20 protein-coding genes and 1 tRNA gene are annotated in these 22,160 nt (G+C 59.1%); 16 read left to right on the top strand and 5 right to left on the bottom strand.

Annotated elements, in window-relative coordinates; translation table 11 throughout:
• Positions 1-5: 5 nt before the first annotated feature.
• The 5 genes from EPN93_09555 (at position 6) to EPN93_09575 (ending at position 5,612) form a co-directional block, all read left to right on the top strand.
• Positions 6-497: an HIT domain-containing protein gene (locus EPN93_09555; GenBank protein ID TAL35695.1), complete on the top strand. Its 492-nt coding sequence runs from the start codon at positions 6-8 to the stop codon at positions 495-497.
• Positions 498-594: 97 nt separating this feature from the next.
• Positions 595-1,812, top strand: coding sequence for a DNA-protecting protein DprA (gene dprA / locus EPN93_09560; GenBank protein TAL35696.1), 1,218 nt, complete (start codon positions 595-597; stop codon positions 1,810-1,812).
• Between the two features lie 39 nt (positions 1,813-1,851).
• Complete coding sequence (locus EPN93_09565; GenBank protein ID TAL35697.1) at positions 1,852-2,466, top strand: hypothetical protein; 615 nt, start codon at positions 1,852-1,854, stop codon at positions 2,464-2,466.
• A gap of 46 nt (positions 2,467-2,512) precedes the next feature.
• A complete protein-coding gene (topA, locus tag EPN93_09570; GenBank protein ID TAL35698.1) occupies positions 2,513-4,678 on the top strand; it encodes a type I DNA topoisomerase in 2,166 nt (721 codons plus the stop codon).
• A complete protein-coding gene (locus tag EPN93_09575; protein TAL35699.1) occupies positions 4,605-5,612 on the top strand; it encodes a tyrosine recombinase XerD in 1,008 nt (335 codons plus the stop codon). The genes topA and EPN93_09575 overlap by 74 nt, the downstream gene beginning before the upstream one ends.
• A 117-nt stretch (positions 5,613-5,729) precedes the next feature.
• Here EPN93_09575 and EPN93_09580 read toward each other — a convergent pair whose 3' ends face one another.
• The gene (locus tag EPN93_09580; protein TAL35700.1) at positions 5,730-6,209 is read right to left on the bottom strand and encodes a hypothetical protein; all 480 of its coding nucleotides are present in this window, start codon (positions 6,207-6,209) and stop codon (positions 5,730-5,732) included.
• 395 nt (positions 6,210-6,604) lie between these two features.
• On the opposite strand from EPN93_09580, the gene EPN93_09585 reads away from it, so the two are divergent.
• A complete protein-coding gene (locus EPN93_09585) occupies positions 6,605-7,966 on the top strand; it encodes a TrpB-like pyridoxal phosphate-dependent enzyme (protein TAL35701.1) in 1,362 nt (453 codons plus the stop codon).
• A 49-nt stretch (positions 7,967-8,015) separates the two neighbouring features.
• On the opposite strand, the gene EPN93_09590 is transcribed toward EPN93_09585, so the two are convergent.
• Together EPN93_09590 and EPN93_09595 are read right to left on the bottom strand one after the other, a co-directional pair.
• Positions 8,016-9,086 (bottom strand): hypothetical protein, encoded by a 1,071-nt coding sequence (locus EPN93_09590; GenBank protein ID TAL35702.1) that lies wholly within the window; start codon positions 9,084-9,086, stop codon positions 8,016-8,018.
• A 40-nt stretch (positions 9,087-9,126) separates the two neighbouring features.
• On the bottom strand, positions 9,127-9,723 hold the full coding sequence (locus tag EPN93_09595; protein TAL35703.1) for a TetR/AcrR family transcriptional regulator: 597 nt from the start codon (positions 9,721-9,723) through the stop codon (positions 9,127-9,129).
• 171 nt (positions 9,724-9,894) lie between these two features.
• On the opposite strand from EPN93_09595, the gene EPN93_09600 reads away from it, so the two are divergent.
• The 3 genes from EPN93_09600 to EPN93_09610 all read left to right on the top strand — a co-directional run bounded on the left by EPN93_09600 (position 9,895) and on the right by EPN93_09610 (position 12,159).
• On the top strand, positions 9,895-10,383 hold the full coding sequence (locus EPN93_09600; protein ID TAL35704.1) for a hypothetical protein: 489 nt from the start codon (positions 9,895-9,897) through the stop codon (positions 10,381-10,383).
• Positions 10,384-10,611: 228 nt separating this feature from the next.
• Positions 10,612-10,974 (top strand): response regulator, encoded by a 363-nt coding sequence (locus tag EPN93_09605; GenBank protein TAL35705.1) that lies wholly within the window; start codon positions 10,612-10,614, stop codon positions 10,972-10,974.
• Positions 10,975-11,001: 27 nt separating this feature from the next.
• Positions 11,002-12,159: a response regulator gene (locus tag EPN93_09610; GenBank protein TAL35706.1), complete on the top strand. Its 1,158-nt coding sequence runs from the start codon at positions 11,002-11,004 to the stop codon at positions 12,157-12,159.
• 74 nt (positions 12,160-12,233) lie between these two features.
• On the opposite strand, the gene tkt is transcribed toward EPN93_09610, so the two are convergent.
• The gene (gene tkt / locus EPN93_09615) at positions 12,234-14,237 is read right to left on the bottom strand and encodes a transketolase (GenBank protein TAL35707.1); all 2,004 of its coding nucleotides are present in this window, start codon (positions 14,235-14,237) and stop codon (positions 12,234-12,236) included.
• Positions 14,238-14,623: 386 nt separating this feature from the next.
• Between tkt and EPN93_09620 the strand changes: the two genes are divergently transcribed.
• The 4 genes from EPN93_09620 (at position 14,624) to EPN93_09635 (ending at position 19,119) form a co-directional block, all read left to right on the top strand.
• The gene (locus EPN93_09620; GenBank protein ID TAL35761.1) at positions 14,624-15,829 is read left to right on the top strand and encodes a DUF2961 domain-containing protein; all 1,206 of its coding nucleotides are present in this window, start codon (positions 14,624-14,626) and stop codon (positions 15,827-15,829) included.
• 1,215 nt (positions 15,830-17,044) lie between these two features.
• Positions 17,045-17,896: a cobalamin-binding protein gene (locus EPN93_09625; GenBank protein TAL35762.1), complete on the top strand. Its 852-nt coding sequence runs from the start codon at positions 17,045-17,047 to the stop codon at positions 17,894-17,896.
• Between the two features lie 244 nt (positions 17,897-18,140).
• Positions 18,141-18,455, top strand: a complete 315-nt coding sequence (locus EPN93_09630; GenBank protein ID TAL35708.1) for a hypothetical protein — start codon at positions 18,141-18,143, stop codon at positions 18,453-18,455.
• Positions 18,439-19,119: a hypothetical protein gene (locus tag EPN93_09635; protein ID TAL35709.1), complete on the top strand. Its 681-nt coding sequence runs from the start codon at positions 18,439-18,441 to the stop codon at positions 19,117-19,119. Before EPN93_09630 ends, EPN93_09635 begins: the two co-directional genes overlap by 17 nt.
• Before the next feature lie 248 nt (positions 19,120-19,367).
• On the opposite strand, the gene EPN93_09640 is transcribed toward EPN93_09635, so the two are convergent.
• Positions 19,368-19,438, bottom strand: a tRNA-Gly gene (locus EPN93_09640).
• Between the two features lie 190 nt (positions 19,439-19,628).
• Here EPN93_09640 and EPN93_09645 point away from each other — a divergent pair.
• The 3 genes from EPN93_09645 (at position 19,629) to rsmH (ending at position 22,136) form a co-directional block, all read left to right on the top strand.
• Positions 19,629-20,108: a hypothetical protein gene (locus EPN93_09645; GenBank protein ID TAL35710.1), complete on the top strand. Its 480-nt coding sequence runs from the start codon at positions 19,629-19,631 to the stop codon at positions 20,106-20,108.
• Positions 20,109-20,711: 603 nt separating this feature from the next.
• Positions 20,712-21,149, top strand: a complete 438-nt coding sequence (gene mraZ, locus EPN93_09650; GenBank protein ID TAL35711.1) for a division/cell wall cluster transcriptional repressor MraZ — start codon at positions 20,712-20,714, stop codon at positions 21,147-21,149.
• Positions 21,150-21,164: 15 nt separating this feature from the next.
• The gene (gene rsmH, locus EPN93_09655) at positions 21,165-22,136 is read left to right on the top strand and encodes a 16S rRNA (cytosine(1402)-N(4))-methyltransferase RsmH (protein ID TAL35712.1); all 972 of its coding nucleotides are present in this window, start codon (positions 21,165-21,167) and stop codon (positions 22,134-22,136) included.
• Positions 22,137-22,160: the final 24 nt, after the last annotated feature.

Consider the following 22,160-nt stretch of genomic DNA (forward strand, 5'->3'; position numbering starts at 1 on the left):
ATCCAATGCGCAGGTACCTCTTCAACGCAGAGAAACTCAAGTATGTGAGGGGAGAAAAGCCCCGCGTCGAGTGCATCCTGTGCGCCATCCGGGACCGTCATCCGGACGTGGAATCCCTGGAGGTGTTCCGGGGCGAACACATGATCGTCACCGTAAACCTCTATCCCTTCAACGCAGGGCATCTCATGATTTTCCCCCGCCGTCATGTCGAAGAACTGTCGGCCCTGAGCGATGACGAGGCGCTGGAGCTGCACCGTGTCACCGTGAAGGCGATCGAGGCGCTCACGCAGGAGTTTCACCCCGCCGGTTTCAACACGGGTGTCAACCTGGGAAGGTCGAGCGGTGCAAGCATACGCCATGTGCATCAGCATATCGTCCCGCGCTATGACAACGAGATAGGGTTCCTCGACGTGCTCGCGGATACCCGCGTCATGGTCGTCGATCCCCGCGATGTCATGGAACGGCTCATCGCGCGTTTTTCCGAAAAGCGCCCATGATGCGCGCATAAAAATTTCCTGATTCGCTCTCCCCGCTCGTATTAATTTCATTATGCCGCGTTCCACGGTTTCATGAACCGGGAACGGCCATGCGGGCATGAAGGGGAGGGGCGGTCTGCCGTCCGGCGGAACGGGGACTATGCCATGCAGGGCATGCGGGAACGCTGTCCGGGACGGGGAACGGTACATGGATGAGCTGACATGCGCGGTCGCGCTTTCGATTATTTCTTCACCGGCGACGCACGGGGTATGGGCGGCCCTCGCGCGGCCCTCCGCTGGCGAAGCATTCGCCCGGGTATACGGCGCGGCGCAGCCGGAGGCGCAGGAACACCTGCACGTACAGTATCACCGTGATGTGCGCGAGGCGGCGATAATGATCGCGGCAAGGAGCGCGGCGGCCGGGTCCGATATTATCAGTTTCTGGGATGAGTCTTACCCCGCGATTCTTCGCGAGATCGCGCAGCCGCCCGTCGTGCTGTATGTCCGGGGACGGATTCTCGCGCGCGAGCGGATCGCCGTGGTGGGGACCCGCAAGGCGGATCCAAATGCGCGGGAGCACGCGCGCCGCATATCGGGAGAGCTCGCCGATCACGGGTTCGTCATCGTGAGCGGCATGGCCGCGGGAATCGACCGCGAGGCTCACTGCGCGGCCCTCGCGCGCGGTGCACCTACGATCGGTGTGCTCGCGAACGGGATAGACCTGGTGTATCCGGCGGGAAACAGGGACGTGGGGGCCGCGATACTCGCTTCCGGAAACTCGGCGCTGGTATCCGAGCACCCCCCGGGGATTAAGGGGATTCAATGGGGTTTCGTACGGCGGAACCGGATCGTGAGCGGCCTCGCGCGGGCGACCGTGGTGATCCAGGCCGGGGAGGGGAGCGGGGCGCTCATTACGGCGCGCCACGCGCTTGAGCAGAATCGCGAGGTATTTGCCTGCCCCGGGCCCGCGTTCGACCAGGGATACGCCGGATGCCATGCGCTTATAAAAAATGGGGCCAACCTCGCGGCGGCGACCGATGATATACTCAGGGAGCTCGCGTCCCTGATCCCCGGGATACGGCTGCCGGAGCCGGTAAAGGCCGTTCGGCCCGGCGAAACCGATACGCCGCGTGAACCGGGGAAACCGGCCGGATACCCGGAAGGCACGCCCGAAGCCGGGATAATCGAGGCGCTGCGGGCGGGGGCGATGGAAACCGACAGGCTCATCCGCGTGCTGGAATTTTCCGCCGGGCGGATACAGGAGGCCCTCATGGGACTGGAGCTCGAGGGGCGGATCGAGCGGTTTGGAACCGAGGTGCGCGTGCGCCAAAGGTAATTCAGACGCCGGAACCGGCGCCATTACGGGAATACAATCATGAAGATCAAATTTGCATTCGCGTCCGTGCTCGCAATGTTGCTGCTGCTCACGGGGGCCCAGATGTTCTCGATCCCTCCGTACGCGGGGGACATACATGAAATATACCGATCGGGCTATTTCGTCGAGATCGAGCGGGGGTTTGGCGTGATCCGGGACTCGTTTATCGGTACCAAGATGATGGCGAAGGACCCGGCCTATGCATGGATGCTTCTTCAAGACATAGGCGAGAGCCAGGGGACCGATATCGCGGTCTATACTACAAGCGCTTACCGGGTAACCGCGCCGGGAAAGATCGAAAGCTCCCAGGATCCGGAGGTCGTGCGCCTGCTGAATTCCGTGGAACCGCGTCCCCAGTGCCGCGCCGGGCAGAGACGCTATTCCTGCCTCATCCCTGTACGTTTCGAGGAGAAATGCCGCTTTTGTCATGAATCCGCGCGCAAAAAGCCCATTGCCGGGGTGATGCGATTCGAGCGGGACTATGACGCCACGGTATACTACAGGGCCGAACGCATGGTACTTTTCGGGGTATTATCGGCGATATTCGCCCTGCTGCTGTATTATGTGCTAAAATGGGAGCCGGGACGGGGTGTAAAAGAATTGTTTGACAAATGAACATGGTGCGATGAGTGTGCACTAGATTTTAGCGCCCGGAGAGAGTATGCCTTCCAAAACTGGAAAAAAACCCGTACGACACGATACAACCCTGGTAATCGTCGAGTCGCCTTCCAAGGCTAAGACTATTCACAAGTACCTGGGAAAAAAATACGTTATTTCATCCTCGATGGGGCATATAATCGACCTCCCCAAGTCGAGGCTGGCGGTGGATGTGGGCAACGGCTTCACCCCCGAGTACATCACCATACGCGGCAAGGCGAAGATACTCAACGACCTGAAAAAGAAGGCCTCCCAGTCGGCGAACGTGCTACTCGCGACCGACCCCGACCGCGAGGGCGAGGCGATATCCTGGCACCTGGCGAACGCCCTGCGTCCGCTGAACGACAACATACGCCGCATCGAGTTCAACGAGATCACCGAGTCCGCGATCAAGGCCGCCGTGGAGCACCCGCGCGATATCGATATGAGCCTCGTAAACGCGCAGCAGGCGCGCAGGATCCTCGACCGTATCGTGGGCTATAACATAAGCCCCATACTCTGGAAGAAGGTGAAGAAGGGGCTCTCCGCCGGGAGGGTGCAGTCCGTGGCGCTACGGGTCATCTGCGAGCGCGAAAAGGAGATCGAAAACTTCAATCCCGAGGAATACTGGACCCTTCAGGCCGAGTTCTCCGTGGGCGGGAAAAAATTCAAGGCCTCACTCTACAGCATTGACGGAAAAAAGGTGCGGCTTAAAAACCGGCTGGAAGTGGACGAGGTGCTCGCGCGCATCGAATCGAAGCAGTTCGTCGTGCAATCCGTGCAGCGCCGCGAGAGGAAGCGCAACCCGCTGGCGCCCTACATCACGAGCAAGCTGCAGCAAGACGCGGCCAACCGGCTGGGATTCACTACGAGCAAAACGATGATGATCGCCCAGCAGTTGTACGAGGGCATCGACCTGAAAGGCGAAGGCCCCGTGGGCCTTATCAGTTACATGCGTACCGACTCGACGCGCGTGGCCGAATCGGCGCTGTCGATGGTGCGCGGGTATATCGGCGCCCATTACGATTCCGCGTACATGCCCGAAAAGCCGAACGTATACACGAACAAGAAAAACGCGCAGGACGCGCACGAGGCCGTAAGGCCCACGGACGTGATGCGCGTCCCCGAATCCATAAAGGCGGACCTCTCGCGGGACCAGTACCGCCTCTACAGCCTCATCTGGAGGCGTTTCGTCGCCTCGCAGATGACGCCCGAGATATCCGAGGTGTGCACGGTCTCCCTGGACGCGGAGGGCGTCGTCTTTCGCGCAACGGGAAGCCGTGTGCTCTTCGACGGATTCACCGCGGTCGAGAACGAGGACAAGACCCAGAAGCTGGACCTGCCCAAGATCGAAGAGGGCGATAAGGTCCAGACCGTCGAGTACGCGCCCGAGCAGCATTTCACGACGCCCCCCCCGCGCTACAACGACGCCTCGCTGGTCAAGTTCCTTGAGGAATCGGGGATCGGGCGGCCCTCGACCTACGCCCCCACGGTCAATACGCTCATCAACCGCTACTATGTCACGCGTTCCGGACGCCAGCTCGTGCCCACGGTACTGGGAAGGCTGGTGAACGAGATCATGATCGTCCATTTCGCGCACCTGGTATCGATCGATTTCACCGCGAACATGGAAGAGAAGCTCGACCTTGTCGAAGAGGCTCACACCAACTGGGTCGACATGCTCCAGGAGTTTTATAATCCGTTCCAGAAAGCGGTCAGCGACGCCGAGGTCAACATCGAGGAGATGAAGAACATCCTGGACGAGAAGACCGACGTCGTGTGCGAACGCTGCGGCCGGGGTATGCTGAAAAAGCTCGGCAAGTACGGATTTTTCCTCGCCTGCTCGGGATTCCCGGAATGCAGGAACGCCAAGCCGCTCCCGCTGGGAAAATGCCCGGTCGAGGGATGCGACGGGAACGTCGTGAAGCGCCAGTCGAAGAAGGGGCGCCCCTTCTTCGCGTGCACGAACTATCCTACGTGCACCTTCCTGACGCGCGAGGCGCCCTCCGACAAACCGTGCCCCAAATGCGGCAAGCTCCTCTTTACCAAGAGGGTGAAGGGGCGCGGGGAAATGCTTCTTTGCCTGAACGAAACGTGCGGGTACAAGATCGAGCTCCTTGACGAGGAGGCGAAAGCGGCGGAAAACGGCGCTCAGGCGGAAGCAGAGGCCGAGGCGAACCGTGATTGGTGAGATAGACCGCTTTCTCGACCACCTCCGGTTCGAGAAGAACGCCAGTCTCAAAACGATCGAAGCCTACCGTGACGACCTGAGCCAGTTCAACGCGTTTCTTATCGACGAGCTGATCGATTGCACGGAGGAACGCGCCGGCACGGCGAAGGGTTCCGATGCGCACCTCCCCGTATCCGGCGTACGTACCGACGATATCCGCGCCTTCGTGGAATCGTGCTACGACCGGGGACTCAAGAAAACCTCGATATCGAGGAAGATCGCCACTCTGAAATCCTTTTTCAAGTACCTCCACTATAACGATTTCATTCCTGTCGATCCCTCCCGCGCGGTCAGATTCCCCCGGAAGGGCAGCACTATTCCGCGGTTTCTGTACCTGGAACAAATGAACGCCATACTCGATTTTCCGCTTGAAAGCTTTATCGACTACCGCGACCGCGCGATCCTGGGAACCTTTTATTCCTCCGGGGCGCGCGTCTCGGAGCTCGCGTCCGCGGACCTGTCGGGAATGGACCTGGAGAGCGGAAGATTACGCGTGTTCGGCAAGGGCTCGCGCGAGCGCGTGGTATTCCTTACCGCCGAGTGCGCCCGGTGGATTCGCGCGTACCTTGCGCAGCGCGAAAAGCGCTTTGGTGAATTGACCGATGTGCTTTTCGTGAACAATAACGGTAAAAGGATCACGGAGCGCGGGATTTTCGGAATCGTATCCGCGCGGGCGCGCGCTTCGGAGGTGCTTGCGAAGGTTTCCCCCCACGTGATTCGGCACAGTTTCGCGACCGAGCTTCTCAACCGCGGGGCGGACATCCGCGCGGTCCAGGAAATGCTGGGCCACAAGAATATCTCGACCACCCAGATCTACACACATACCACGAAGGAGCGCCTCAAGAAAACCTACCTGCGTTTTCATCCGCACTCCGGGAAGAGCAAAAAGGACTAGGCGTATCGGTCCCCGGTTCCCCGCCGGGTAAAAATCGAGGGTGAATTATTTCCGGGAAATGGACGGCGGAAAGACACACCTCGCCCCCGGATAGGGCGTGCATCTTGTCGGGAGTGACTAGAGGGAGGCGGTGCGGCGGTGGATTTTCGTGTTTCCTCCGCCTTTCAAGGTGGGTGTGGGGTCTCCCCAGTACATTTCCCAGCAAAGGATGCCATTTTCGACCCTTTGACCGATTGTATAGTGGGTATACGCTGTATTGTTATGCTCCTCCTCAGCCTCATTGAGCAGATCATCCAAGTACCGCTCCGTCGCAATCGTGATTAGAAAGGAGACCGAGAACTTGGAGAGCCTACGAATATCCGAAAAGAACTCATATTCATCCTTCTTAAAAGAAATCCCCACACAACGCCACTGTTTCTCAGGATTGCGCTCCTGATACCTCACCAGGGTGAATCCGCCCTGGAATCTCCCGATATTGTCCATGATCCGCATGAGAAGCTTCACGATCACCTCGCGGCGGGGTTTTCCCAATCGCTCGGCGGCAGCGTTCAGGGTGTGAAGAATATCGGGCCTCATGTTCGCGCTTGTTCGCAGCATTCCGTATCCCCTGGGGAAAAGTGAAGTGTCCAAAATGGATACGAATGAGGAGCGGAAAATAAAAATAATTTTACCGCCCTCCGATCCTGATTGCAGATCTTTTCCGGAAAAATTCTTGACAATCCCGGGGCATGTCTTTACAGTACTCACACAAAGGATTCACGTAGAGCGCGATGAATATACCTGTTAACAACATTTTTTCTCAGGTTTGGGGGTGGCGCACCGGACATAAAGATCCGTGTGCTTCCCGGCGCGTTTAGGCGAAACGTCAGAATTGAATGCCAAAGGGCTGCGGATTAAAAAACCGCAGCCCTTTTTTATTGCCAGGTGAATGTGCTCGGGGAATACGGCAATTTGGCGCCCCGGGAGAAAATATCAGGGAAAAGGAGGAGTCTATGCCTAAAGAATCGTACAAGATATTGTTACCCGAAAAGGAAATGCCCCGGCAGTGGTATAACGTTATTCCGGACCTGCCCAAGCCCTTGAACCCGCCGTACAGTCCCCAGACCGGAAAGCCCGTAACGCCCCAGGAACTGGCGGTGCTTTTTCCTATGGGTCTCCTGGAACAGGAGATGAGCGGCGAACGTTACATCGATATCCCCGAGGAGGTCCTGGAAATATACAGGCTATGGAGGCCCTCGCCGCTTTTCAGGGCGCGTCGCCTGGAGCAGAAGCTGGGTACTCCCGCGAAGATCTATTACAAGTACGAGGGTGTGTCCCCCGCGGGCAGTCACAAGCTCAACACCGCAGTACCGCAGGCATATTACAACAAGAAAGAGGGCATAACCAAAATCGCAACGGAAACGGGCGCCGGCCAGTGGGGGAGCGCCCTTGCCCTTGCGTGCGACATGTTCGGCATCGATCTCCATGTTTTCATGGTCAAGGTAAGCTATGACCAGAAACCATACCGGAAATTCATGATGGAGACGTGGGGGGCGAAGGTTACGCCGAGTCCCAGTCCCCTCACGAACGTGGGCCGCGGCCTGCTCGCGGCGAATCCGGACAATCCGGGGAGCCTCGGCATCGCCATAAGCGAGGCGGTCGAGGTGGCGGCCATGAACGCCGACACGCACTATGCCCTGGGAAGCGTACTCAACCACGTGTGCCTCCACCAGACGATTATCGGGCTCGAGACGAAAAAGCAGCTTGCAATGGTCGACGACTATCCGGATGTCGTGATAGCCTGTGCGGGCGGGGGCTCGAATTTTGCCGGGATAGGCTTTCCGTTCGTCCAGGACAAGATCAACGGCAAGAAGGTCCGCATCCTCGCCGTGGAGCCCTCGGCATGTCCCAGCCTCACCAAGGGCAAGTTCGTGTACGATTACGGCGACGAGGCGAAGATGGCGCCCATCGTGGAAATGTACACGCTGGGCCACGGATTCATCCCGCCCACGATCCACGCGGGAGGACTGCGCTACCACGGCATGTCACCTCTCGTGAGCTTGCTTAAACACGAGAACGTGGTGGAAGCGATTTCCGTGCCGCAGAAGGGGTGCTTCGAGGCCGCGATACTTTTCTCGCGGACAGAAGGAATCATTCCGGCGCCGGAGTCGTCGCACGCGATTCGCGCCGCCATCGACGAGGCTATCAGGGCGAAGGAGGAAGGGAAGGAACGTACCATCGTCTTCAACCTGAGCGGTCACGGTCATTTCGACCTTGCGTCGTACGATATGTTCCTGGCCGGAAAACTCGAGGATTACGAGTATCCCCGGGAGCTGATCGAGCAGGCTCTGAAAAACGTGCCGAATATGGGGTAAGGATCGGCTGCGGAATGCGGTACGGTAGAGACGTCCCGTCGGGACGTCTCTACCGTACCGCATTCCGTTTTACCTGCCGTATGTCCGGCTTTAACGCCTTGTACCTGCGTCCCCAGAACTTATACTTTGTGAGCGAAGTGTAGACCATGATCCTTTCAATGAATCTGAATCGCATAAAGAAGTGAACGAGCCGATACCACACACCCAGAAGCGCGAGCATCAGAAGGGTTTCCAGCACGAACCTGACCGCCGCGGTTTCAATTTTGAAAAAGAATGATTCAAAATACCCGTAAAACAATACCAAGACTACCGAAGAAAAAAACACCATGAATCCGATAATGAAGCCGTGGGCGGTCTCGATCGCCTTTTTCGGGCAATTGCCCATGCATTTCATGCAGCTTTCGCATTTAAACGTCCAGTAGGGTCTTTTATCCAGCCGGATAATCGCCTTTACCGGACAGCCTTCGATACAAACCCCACACTCATTACAGTCTCCCGACGCGTAATAGGTCCTGGCGAACACGAAACGGCCGCAGAAGTAATAAAAAAAGGCAATGGGCGATGCCACGGCATCTTGAAGAATTTCACGCAGGGACCTGAAATCGCTTTTTCCCGATAAAACCCTCCGGGCGAAGGCGGCAACCCGTTCCTCATTTTTTTCATGAAGGTAGCGTATCGTCCGCTGATTCAGGCCGGGGTGCACGGATATCCAGTTTGAGGGCATATCGACGGGAAACATCGCCTTGATGGAGTAGCCCTTGAGCCTGAGCACGAGCGCCGATAAATAAAACGCGATCCCCGTCAGGCCGGGCGTGATATATTTTCCGACCAGCATCCCGGCCCTCGTATTCATCAGGAGCACCCTGTTCTTACCTTTCGGGAACCGCATGATGAAACGCAGCATCACCGGCGGGTAATTGAACCCGTGTATCGGCGAGACGAAGGCGATCAGGGAACCGGGATCCGGTTTTTCGATGGAAAGCCTGTCGATGCGGGCGATATCGATTAATCGGGATTCAATTTTACTTTCAACGGCGATATCGGACAGCCACGAGGAGACATTTCTCGAATTGCCGGTTCCGGAAAAATAGTACACGGTAAGTTTTTCATACGCGGGCATTATTGACGGCCTCGTTTCGAAATTATGGAGATGGATTTCATCAAGGATGACCTTTCCTGTAGGTGTGTATGAATGCCTCTTCGTAACAGTCTATCGCGCGGTCCGGTGAAAGCGTGTCATCCATAACTATGTATGCCGTGATCCCGTCGAGTGCGGCCATGAGCGCAAGGGAAACCGCGCCGTAGTCGAATTCACGGAACTCGCCGGCCTGGACCCCGGAACGGTAGAGTTCCTCGAAAAAACCGGTGCAGTGCGCCGTGTAGCCGCTGTAGAGCCGCCACAGTCCGGGTTCCGCCATGGTCTTGGTGAGGGTGAGGAATATGAAAATCAGCTCGCGGTGGTGCCCGGTCCAGTATTCCAGGTAATTCCGGATGTAGCGCGCGAGCCCATCGGCGGGCGAGGGGAGGGACCGGGCGTCCGCCATGAACGAGATGATGGGCTCCATGAAGCGCTCGTTCGCCTTGATGAGAATATCGTCCTTGCCCTTGAAATGGTAGTATACCCCGCCCTTGGTGATGCCTGCGCGCGCGGCGATGGATTCCATTGAGGCGCTCTCGTATCCCTTGTCGACGAACTCGGTTATTGCGGCGTCCAGTATATCGGACACCCTTTTATCCTTTGTCTCTTTCCTGGTCATACGCAAATAATACCTACGGTCGGTATTTTTTCAACAATTTTTTATACAATGCGGTAAAAAGCACGGCTATGGAGAAGGGGTGGGGGCCGATACGAAATTTTTGTTTGCATTATGCAGGTTTTTGGGGGATGAATCGGCATATCCTCATATATAACTATGCAGAGGTTCACCATGGCAAAAAGCACCAAGAACGCGCTCGTACTATGCCTCGCCTTCAGCGCTGTTGCCGTACTCGCCGCTCTACTGGGATACTGGAAGTCGCTCCCGCTGGCAATCCTCGCGGGCATGCTCCCCGCCGTCGCGTACGAAACGTATCGGACCGAGGGGGCAACGACGACGCTTGCCTCCTGGGGAATCGCGGCGGCCATCGTCGTGGAGGCGGTGCTGATCATTTTCAAACTCCAGCTCAACATCATGCAGTACCTGGGTTCCTTTGCCGCTTCATTTCCCGCAGTCGACGTCAGGATGGCGGGACCGATAGTTATCGGCATCCTCTCGATTACGCTGCTGAAGCGCACCGCCGGGATATACACGAAGTGGCTGGCGGTAGTCATATTCCTCGCCGCCTGCGCGCTCTTCTACGTGCTCGATCCCGACCTCTTCTCAAGGCTTTTCAAGTCCGGTTTGAGCGAGGGGGCGAAACATATTCCCCGGCCGTAACTTCCCCTGATTCTTTGCGCAACAAAGAACCGCGCGCGGTTGGGCGCATCTCGAACGGGGGTCTCTCGAATCAGGTTTTGCTGGACATAAGTATCCGGATCATGTAGTATTCCGGTGTGACGGCGCCGATATCGCCGGGATACTTCGGTTATTGTCCGGGAGTGGACACTTGAGGTAACGGCGCATGGCCACGCGGGAGGGATTTTTTTACAGGAACCGGAGGGTGCGATGACCTTGAGGATACTCTTTCTCGATGACGACGAAAACCTGTTGAAGGGAATCGCGCGGGTTCTCAAGGCGCAGCGCGCGGATATCGGCTTTTCAATGTGCGCCACCTGCGACGAGGCGCTGCGCGCGCTCGAGGAACAAAGCTTCGACGCCGTTGTCGCCGATTACCGGATGCCGGGCAGGGACGGGCTCGATTTCCTGGAAGAGGTAAAGGCGCGTTTTCCGAATACGAAGCGCGTCCTCCTCACGGGACAGTCGGAATCGGAAGTGCGCGAAAAGGCGTCTCCGATAGTGGACAGGTATTTTACAAAGCCCTGTGAGACCCTCGCGCTGCTGGAAGCCATCGAGTCGCTGACACGATAGGCAAAGGGGAGAATCGGGAGAGAGGCGATGAAGGGTACGGATATTCTGCTCGTTGACGACGAAAAAAACGTTCTCGAAGGATATATGAGAAATCTTCGAGGCCACTTTAACGTCATCACCGCCGATTCGGGAAAGGCCGCGCTGGAACTGATACGCGGGGGCACGGTCCCGCCCGTCATCGTGAGCGATTACAAGATGTCGGGAATGAACGGCGTGGAGTTACTGGCCGCAGTGGGCGAACTTTCACCCGATACGGTGCAGATCATGCTCACCGGGCAGGCCGACATGCAGGCGATAATAGACCTGATAAACAAGGGGAAAATATTCCGGTTCCTCACCAAGCCCTGCGCCCCCGAAGACCTGATCGCCGTCATCAACACCGGCATCCGCCAGTACGAACTGATCACCGCCGAGCGGGAACTCCTGGGGAAGACCCTGGGCGGAAGCATCCGGGTGCTCACCGACCTGCTCGCGCTCGCGAAACCCCTGGTTTTCAACCAGTCGATGCGCGTAAGGGCGCTTGCCAGGAAAATGCATTCCGCCCTGAAGGCCGAAAATACGTGGCAGATCGAAATCGCCGCGCTGCTGTCGCAGATAGGCTGCGTGACCATCCCCGACGCGGTGCTCAAGTCCGCGTACCAGGGCGTGACGCTCAGCGAGGATGAAGGCGTCATGTTCAATAATCATACCGTCATCGCTTCGGAAATGATCAAAAACATCCCGCGCATGGAGAAGGTTGCGGAGATCATCAAGTACCAGGAAAATCATTACGAGGGCGGCGGCATATCGATAGATGGTCTCACGGGGGAACAGCTTCCTCCCGGTTCCAGGATTCTGAAAATCGCGAACGATTATTGCAGGCTCATGAACCGGGGTCTCGATGAGATTAACGCACTGTATGAGATGAAGAAGCGGCAGGGATTATATGATCCGGCGATGCTCTCAATCCTGGAAACCGGAATGCTGCGCGAGGGTGAGAGCAATAAGGTGTACCTTACCAAAGAATTGCCGATACACCGGCTTCGCGAGGGAATGTATCTGGCGGAGGACATCGCGACCGCATCCGGATCGTTACTGGGAAACCGCAACCAGCCGGTCAACCGGGCACTTATCATTACGCTCAATAATTACGCAAAGAACGACCAGATCAGGGACATGGTGAAGGTTATTATGCGGTCGGAGTGAGGGCCCTGCACTGGCTCCGCCGCCCCGTTTAATATTCCCCAACCTCCGCCGCGACAACCCGCAGATACGGCTGGTCAAGGGACCCCCTCCCGCTGCCTGGTGCGTACATAACTATGTATCCGCTCTGCGATATTCTCCGCGGTAAATCCGAAACGCTCCCGGAGCGCGCGCTCGGGCGCGGATTCCCCGAACCCGTCCATGGTGAAATAGAGCGCATCGGTCCCCGCAAAGCGCTCCCAGCCCATGCGTGAACCGGCCTCGATCACCACGCGGGGGATCCCGGGCTTGAGCACCTCCTTTTTGTAATGCTCCCCCTGCGCGTCAAAAAGCTCCCAGCAGGGGAACGAGACGACCCGCGCGGCCACACCCCTTCCCGCAAGCAGGTCCGCGGCCGCGAGGGCCAGGGAAACCTCCGAACCGGAGGCGAGAAGCAATACGTCCGGCCCCCGGTCGGGCTCCTTTAAAATATATGCCCCCCGGTGCAGGAATTGCGCCCGCGTCCCATCCGCGATAGTCGGCACGCCCTGGCGCGTGAGGACGATCATCGTGGGCCCGGAGGCGCGGTGAAGGGCGTGTATCCACGCCTCGGCGGTTTCGCGCGGGTCGGCGGGACGCACGACGTGAAGGTTCGGGATCGCGCGTGCCGCGGCGAGATGCTCCACGGGCTGGTGGGTGGGTCCGTCCTCCCCGAGAAACAGCGAGTCGTGCGAGAAGAGGTATATCGTCCGGAGACCCTGCAGCGCCGCGAGCCTCATGGACGGGCGCATGTAATCCATGAAGATGAAGAACGTGGAGGAGTAGGGGATGTGCATCCCGTAACAGGCGATCCCGTTCTGGATGGCCGCCATGGCGTGTTCCCGGACGCCAAAGTGAATATTGCGCCCGATCCTGTTCCTGCCCGATTCCCCGTACCCCTTCGCATACGCCTTCACGCTCGTCCCCAGGTCCGCTGATCCCCCCACGAGGTTCGGGACGAGCCCGAACAATCGCTCCAGGACCCTGCCGCTCGCCTCCCTGGTGGGGATGGGGCGCGTGTCGTCCAACGCGGGAAGGCCGGCACGCAGGGCCTGCGCGTCCGGGAGAATGGTATAGCTTTTCCAGCGTTCCCCCACGGGACCGGTGGTGAACCGTGCGAAGCGGGCGTCCCACTCATCGTACGTTTCGCGAAGCTCGGCGTCCCTGCGGCGGAAAAGCTTGTAGACCTCTTTGGGGACGAAAAAGCGCCCGGCGGGATCAAGTCCCATCGCGTGCTTCGTGGCTGCCACCTCGTCCGGGCCCAGCGGCGCGCCGTGCGTGCGGGCATCGCCTTCCATGGCGGCTGCGCCCTTCGCGATCCTGGTCGCGGTGATGACGAGCGAGGGCCGGGTTTTCTCCGCGACGGCGGCGGCCAGCGCGCGCGCAATGTCCGCGTAATCGTGCCCGTCCGCCTCCTCGACGTGCCACCCGTACGCCTCGAATCGACTGCGCACGTTCTCGCCCAGGGCGAGCGCGGTGCTTCCTTCTATTGAAATGCCGTTGGCGTCGTAGATGTAGACAAGGCTCCCCAGCCCCAGGTGCCCGGCGAGCGAGGCCGCCTCGGCGCTCACGCCTTCCATGATGTCCCCGTCGCTCACGAGGGCGAACACCCGGTGGTCCAGTATCCCCTCCAGTTCCGGGAACTCGTTCAGGAGCAGCTCCCGCGCGATCGCCATGCCCACACCGTTCGCGAAACCCTGCCCGAGCGGCCCGGTGGTAGCCTCCACCCCCGGCGTTTTTCCTCGCTCCGGGTGGCCGGGCGTCCTGCTCCCCAAGCGCCGGAAGTTTTTCAGATCTTCGATACTCATTCCGCAGCCCGCGAGGTGCAGCATTGCGTACAGGAGCATGGATCCGTGACCCGCGGAGAGCACGAACCGGTCACGGTTGAGCCAGGAGAGGTCATGGGGTCGATACGCGAGAAATTCCGTCCATAAAACCGCGGCTATATCGGCGCATCCCATGGGCATGCCGGGATGCCCGGATTGGGCCTCCTCGACGGCATCCATGGCGAGCGTCCGTATCGTGCGGGCGATGAGCGCGAGCTCGGTATTTTCAAGGCGCATGATGATCTCCGGACAGTTGTATCGGACCCCCTTATTCTTACCATAGGTATGCGTCGCTGTCAGCAAAGATAATTGGAGGCGGCGAATTCCCTCCGGGTGTCGTGGTTGACTCCATGCAGGGCGCGGTATATACTCCGCTCATGGTCCGGCCTGTACTACCCATTACCCACAAGTTGAAAAACTCCCCCCACACCCCCCGCGGGGGGGCAACGACATCTGCCAATGGTAGGAAATGCATATTCTGCCGATTGCTGAAGTCCCCCTCCGGGGGATTTAGGGGGCCTTCTGAGGCAGTTTTTGTGATTGGGTAATGAACAGCGGCGCGTGAGGGGTCGGGACCGGCCCCAGGTAAAAGTCAATTCCGGAGGGATGCCATGAAAAAAATAATGTTGGCGGGAACGCTCGCGATTTTATGGGCGATCGCACCCGATGAGACGGGCGGGGCGCTCGCGCAGGGGGCGCCCGTGTTCGGCAGGGAGGGCGGCCTGGGATCGCTGCCCTATGCGCGCGATTTCGTCCGGAAGAGATTCTCGAGCTACGACCGGAGCGGCGGCAACAGCGACAGCTGGAGGTTCGCCCCGGGCGGGACGAGGACGATCGCGGAAACCCAGGCACCCGGCTGCATACGGCACATCTGGTGCACGATCGGCCCGGCCGGCAGGGACGGGAGGCCGGAGGAACACTATCTCCGGAAGATCCTCGTCCGCATGTACTGGGACGGCGCGGCGAGCCCCGCCGTCGAGGCGCCTATTGGCGATTTTTTCGGGATGGGGCACGGCATCAGCCATAACTTCACGAGCGCGCCCCTGCAGATGAGCCCCGAGAACGGGACCGGCTTCAACTGCTGGTTCCCCATGCCCTTCGCGCGCGGCGCGAAGATCGAGGTGACGAACGAGTGCGACGAGGGCATCAAGCTCTATTTTTACGTGGACTGGGACGAGCACACCCGCGCGGACGGGGAGGCGCTCCGCTTCCACGCGTCGTGGAACCGCGCGGTCACGAAGGGAATATCCGGCGAGGGCATGGGGCCCATGGAGTTCCAGGACGCGGGGACGAACACCTCCGGCGACGATAATTACGTCATCCTTGACGCGCGCGGAGAGGGCAACTATGTGGGCTGCAACGTGAACATCCACAACCAGAAGCTCTCGTGGTACTGGGACTGGCCGGGCGAGGGCGACGACATGATCTTCGTGGACGGCGAGACCTGGCCGCCCGCGATACACGGCACCGGGACCGAGGACTATTTTTCCGGCGCGTTCTGCCCCACGCAGGAATACAACGCCCCGTTCCACGGGATCATCCTTCCCGGCGGCGTCAACTGGGCGTCAAAGATAACCTATTACCGCTACCACGTGCTCGATCCCGTGCCGTTCGGCAAATCGATACGCGTCACGATCGAGCACGGTCACGCGAACCGGCGCTCGGATGACTGGTCGAGCACCGCGTACTGGTACCAGCGGGGGACCGGCACGATCCGGCGCGTGCCCGCGGTCGCGGAGCGCCTTCCGCTCGAGGATCGCTGGACCTTCTTTCGCATCGTCGCGAACGTGCTCCTGTGGCCTATTTATACGATCTTCTACGCGATGTAGCGGGGGCGTATTCCCGGCAACCATGCGATGTGATCCATAGGCCCGCGATTCGTTTTTTCGGGGGCCGATGCGCGGCCGGGTCGTTCATCCGGGCGGCGGGCGATATCGGCGCAGCACATACAAAAAAATTCTCCACGGAGGAATGCAATGACGAACCGCGAAAGAATTCTCAGGGTCCTGAAGGGGGAAATGGTCGACGTGATTCCCTTCGTCCCGCGCCTTGATCTCTGGTGGCTGTCGAACGCGTTCAAGGGGACGCTCCCGGCAGGGTACGCGGGCAAAACTCACGACCAGGTCGCGCGCGCCGAGGGGTGGGCGATCTACCGGATGGTGCCGGATTTCGCGACCATGATTCGCGGGCCCCAGGACATCCTGCACCGATCCATAGGGCTTTTCAGCTTCGACCAGTCGGTGTACAAGTGGGAATTTTCGGGCGACGTGCGCGTCGAGACTAAAAACGAGAACGGGCTTTCGGTGGTCGAGTACCACACGCCGCTGGGCATGGTGCGCACCGCGGGCGGGCTCACGGAGGAGATGAAGCGCCGCGGCGCCTCCCTCGGGTGGACGCAGGAGCATTTAATCAAGAAGCCGGAGGACTACGCGGTCGCCGGCTACATCTTCGAGCACATTCGCGTGGAGCCCCACTACGACGGGTTCACGCGCTACCGCGACGCCTCGGGCGACGACGGGGTCGTGGCGGCCGGGGGGCCGTCGCTCGCGGCCTCGCCCTTGCACCTGATCCAGAAGGAGCTTATCGATCCCACCAAATTCTATTTCGAGTACAAGGACAACCGATCCCTCATGCGCGCCCTCGCCGAAAAAATCGAGCTCTACTACGACCGCGTTCTCGAGATCATGGAGGGCTCTCCTGCCGCGGTGGTGATGTGGGGCGCGAACTACGACGACACGATCACCTACCCGCCCTTTTTCCGCGACGAGATCATGCCCTGGCTCAGGAAGGCCGGGGAGCGCCTGGGCGCGAAGGGAAAGCTCGTCGCCACGCACACCGACGGCGAGAACTTCGGGCTCATGAACCTGGTCCGCGATTCGGGCGTGCATATCGCCGAGTCCATCACGCCCCATCCCATGACCAGGGTGACCGTGGGCGAATACTACCGGCGTTGGAGGGAGAAGCTCGTCCTGTTCGGATGCATTCCCGAATGCATCCTCCTCGAGGAGACCGCGACCAATGACGAGTTCGAGGCCTACCTGGACATGCTATTCAAAGAGATCGCGCCGGGAGACCGGATCGTGCTGGGCGTCGCGGATTCGGTGCCGCCCAACGCGGTGTTCGACCGCCTGCGCCGCATCGCCGACAGGGTCGACCGGGAGGGCAGGCTTCCCCTGAAGGCCGGCACCTTCCGGCCGCTGCCGTCCGCGGCCCCGGCGGAAAAAACGAGCGCCTCCCCCGGAACACCGGCGCTTGCGGCGGAACTTGCCTCCGTCTACCAGGGGGTGCTGGACGGCGACGCGGACGCCGTCGCGCGCCGGATCGATGAATTGTTGAATGGCGGAACCGGCGCGGGCGCGATCCTGGACGCGATGATCGCGGCCATGGAGACGATCGGGAACCTCTTCAAGGAACAGGAGGTGTTCATCCCCGAGGTCCTGCTCGCCGCGCGTGCCATGAACGCGGGACTCGCGCTTCTCGAGCCGCATCTCGCGTCGCCGGGCGCGGGCGGTCGCGCGCGCGCGAAGATGCTCCTGGGCACGGTCGCCGGGGACATGCACGACATAGGCAAGAACATGGTCGCCACGATGTTCCGCGGGGCCGGCTTCGAGGTGATGGACCTGGGAATCAACGTTACTGCCGACGAGTTCGCGCGCGTGGCGGATGAATACAAGCCGCGGATACTGGGTCTCTCGGCGCTCCTGACGACAACGATGCCCGAGATGAAAAAGGTGATCGATGCGCTCCGGGAAAAGGGCCTGCGGGACGGGCTGAAGATACTCGTGGGGGGCGCGCCCCTGAACGAGAAGTTCGCGCGCGACATAGGCGCGGACGGCTACGCCCCCAACGCATCCGACGCGGTGCGTACGGCGCGCGCGATGCTGGGTGCGGGGTAGACGCCTAGGGAAGGCGCTCCCTCCACCTGGGGCGCCTAAACGATCGGTCCGGCGGTGCTGCTTGAAATTTCCAGGGGTACACACAGGACTGGCAGCACGCGCAAGTATGGCGGATCGCCGGCAGCCAGCCGGTAATAATCTCTTACCTAACATTGCTGAAATTACCCCTCTTGTTAGGTAATTTTGCATTGACAAGTATTACCTAACATTTTAATTTAATAATAAAATGTTAGGTAATTTATCCATGGGAATCATACAAGGGGTCCTCGAAGAAGAATACAAGCGATTGCAAACCCTGGCGGAGAAGTATATTCAGGAAATATCCGCTCTCCCGGCGGGCTCCCTCTCCGTCAAAAACATTTCAGGGCATCGCTATGCCTATATCGCTAAAAGAGTGGGCGGGAAAATACATTTCAAATACCTGGGAAAAGAATCCACGCCCGAGGTAGAAAAGCTCAGGCGGCGAATAGCGGAACGAAGGGGATTACAGGCAAAACTGAAAACGATTAAAAACGATCTCGCGGAAATAGAAAGGGCCATCGGTGGAAGAAAGATATAGGCTGTTCGATGCGACCCTGGCATCCTTGAACGAGGCGGGTGCGCTCTCATCACTCATACTTGTCGGCAGTTGGTGCCAGCACTTATACAGGTTTGCATTCGGCGATCCTGAAGAAATACCCGCCCTCATCACATCCGATATCGATTTCCTGATTCCTCACCATGGACAGATCACCAGGGACATCAATATATCCGAGCTCCTGGAGTCGTTAGGCTTCGCATTGGTGATTTCCCCGGTCGAGCACTTCACAAAATATATTCGGCGCGAACTCGAAGTCGAATTTCTTGTCTCGGAAACGGGTAGGGGTCGGGACAAGCCGCATGACATTAAGAAACTTCACATCAATGCCCAGGGCCTGCGCTATCTCCTCATGCTGCAGGAAAACACTGAAACGTTACCCTACAAAACGATACCGGTAAGGCTTGCGGCTGCGGAGGCCTATGTTCTTCACAAATTCCTGATAAGCGGAAAGCGTGCAAAACCGGAAAAACGGGAAAAGGACCTTGCCGCTGCGGTACAACTGGGAGAGTACCTGGTTCGTCTTGAAGATAGAGCGATGAACATGAAAAAAATACTCGCTTCAATTCATCCCCGGTGGAGACGCGACATTTTGAAAACCATTGGCGAACAATCCGTGCAGCTCTACAAAATACTGAATATATGATACCATAACCATAGGCGCGGACGGCTACGCCCCCAACGCATCCGACGCGGTGCGTACGGCGCGCGCGATGCTGGGTGCGGGGTAGACGCCGAGGAAAGGCGCTCCCTTCACCTGGGGTGCCGCACCCCCGGCCCAGACGCAACCGTTCGCAACGACAAAAAGCGCGCGGTGCCGATACACTATTGGGTTGATGATCAAACAGTCCAGGGGATCGCAGGATGGGTGCGGAGACCGGTGAGGCGCGTCTGAGCGGGTGATGGGAATCGAACCCACGCTATCAGCTTGGAAGGCTGAAATTCTACCACTGAATTACACCCGCGGCAATTCTGATACTACCAATTCGCCAGATCGGGGCGAGCGTCAAGCAAAAAACACTGCTTTGAAACGTCGAAGCCGGGGGTGTGAATTATTTTTCGGGCGCCCGGCTCATAGCCGGGAAAACCGTCCATATTTTCCATGTCCCGTTCGTATTCACTCTGGACGCTCAGTTTTGCCCCGGAGGATACGGAATGCTTCGCACTTCTATAAACATGAGCCACATCGTCTTCGTGAATATTGCCCTTGCCGCGGCAAAGCTCAAAACAAGCCGCCAGGCGGTCGTCATCATGCTCCTGAAGCGCGTTTTGCGCGATATTGATCGGTTTCAGGGAGGGTTTACTTTGGTGAAGTATCAGCCCCGTGATCCTCTGAAGCGCTGGCATTGTTTTCCTATTTGCTTCAGGAAGAATGAGAATGAGTTTGCGTCGGATTTCCGTAAGTTGAGCCGGTTCTCGGTCGCGCATCTGGTAGCCATTGCGACGAAGCGCTACCTGCACGAGCTGCTGCACGATTCAGCTGGAAGGCATAATTATGTTCGGTTCCCCCATTATGCCATCGGCCAGAGGAGCACAGGGGGCATACTGTGCTGGGAATTCTACTGGGGGGACACCGAAAACCACCCGGAAAGAGCCTCACCCACGAAAATACTCCGCCGCACCGCCTCACATTAAGCATCTCAGTTACGCGCGCACACCAAACCAAGGCAGAGGTATGCCTATGCACGCCCATCTTCCCGGAAAATGTCACACTCTAAGCCGGTGTGACATCTTTCGGAAAAACAGCAGATTTAGAAATTTTTCCAGAAATATGCCTGTGAAGGCGCGGAAGCGTTTCCGCGCCTTCACAGGCATAACAATGCATGGCGAGGATATCCGCGAGTGATCCCAAGCGAAGCGGGACTCTTGGCGGTGTGACCCGTAGTGTATAGTGTAATGCGCTGGAAGCGAATCGGCGTCAATGGGCGTTTGTGTTTCGGAGGGCCGGCGCGTACCCCGGCGAGGCGTTCGATGCGGGCCGATACGCTCGTCCGCCGGCCCGTAATATCGGACCCCCCGGTCGCTGCCGTGTGACCGTCTGCCGCCCGTTTTCCCGCACGTGAAACCGGTCACCGCCGATTTCGGGAAAATGGAAGGAAATTAATGATTAACAGGCCAATTACCCCTATATAGGCGTTTTTTTCTTGACAGTTATGTCTCATTGTGTTTCTCTGTGGGGAAAAGTGGGGATTCGTGTTGAATTGTGTCGAGTTGAGGCCGAAATAGGGGGGTTTCCGCATGTTCATGGGTGAATTTCGCCCATCTATCGATGAAAAGGGGCGAATCGCGATCCCCGTGAGGCTGCGCAAGGCCTTCGGGGAGGAGCGCATCGTCAATACCCTCATCCTCACCCACGGCTTCGATAAGTGCATCATGGCCTTCCGGCAGGACGACTGGCGCGAGTTCGTCGAGACCAGGCTCGTGCCCCTCTCGCAGGCGGACCCCAAGAACCGGATGCGCCTGCGCTTCCTCATGGGCGGCGCCGCCGACTGCGAGCTCGACCGGCAGGGAAGGATCATCATCCCCCAGCACCTGAAGGAATACGCGGAAATCGGGAGCGAGGTGATCATCCTGGGGCTTTACAACAGGGTAGAGATATGGGCGAGCGACTTGTACGCCCGCTACAGGCCGGACGGCGAGTCCCTGAACTCGTTCGCCGGGGAGCTGGGGTTTTAAGGGGTCCGATATTCAATGCGACATAACGAGGACATCTCCCGCGAGGATTTCGCCCATCGGCCGGTGATGCTGGACGAGGTGCTCGAGTTCGCGCGCGGGGCCTCCGGCGGCGACATGCTCGTCGACTGCACGGTGGGCGAGGGCGGGCATTCCCAGGCGCTCCTTGAAAACTTTCCCGGTATCGCCCTCACCGGTTTCGAGCGCGATGCGCAGATACTCGAGGTCGCGCGTCCAAGGCTGGAGCCCCTGGGTTCTGTGACGCTTATCAACGACAATTTCGCGCACGTATCGAGCCACCTGGAGGGCGCACGGGGGCGGGTGCGGCTCTTCCTGTATGATTTCGGCATATCGTCGTACCATTTCGACCGCAGCGGCAGGGGATTCAGCTTCCGCGACGACGAGCCGCTCGACATGCGGCTGGACGACTCCTGCGAACGCGACGCGGCACAGCTCGTGAATACCCTCCCGGAAAAAGAATTGACAGAAATCATCCAGGTGTATGGTGAGGAGCGCTGGGCCCGGCGCATCGCGAGGGCGATCATCCGGGAGCGCAACAGCAAGCTCATCCGCACCAGCAAAGAGCTCGCGCAGATCGTCGTGGGGGCCATTCCGGCGCGCTACCGGGTGAAGAACATTCACCCGGCGACCCGCGTGTTCCAGGCCCTGCGCATTGTCGTGAACGACGAGCTCGAAGCGATCCGCACCACCCTGGGCGAGGCCGTAAGCCTCCTGGCCCCCGGCGGGCGGATAATCGCCATCTCCTTCCATTCGCTCGAGGACCGTATCGTCAAGACCGAGTTCCGGCGCATGGCCCGGGGGTGCGTGTGCGGCAACGAGCCGCCGCGCTGCGCATGCACCGTGGCCCCCATGATATCGATCCTGACCAAAAGGCCGCTGGTTCCGGGCGAAGCGGAGACGGCGGAGAACAAGCGCGCGCGCAGCGCGAAAATGAGGGTGTGCGAGAAATTGCCGCATCCGGGGGCGTAGCGGAGGATATATATCCTCCGGTTC

The sequence above is a fragment of the Spirochaetota bacterium genome (assembly GCA_004297825.1).
Taxonomy (GTDB): Bacteria; Spirochaetota; UBA4802; order UBA4802; family UBA5368; genus FW300-bin19.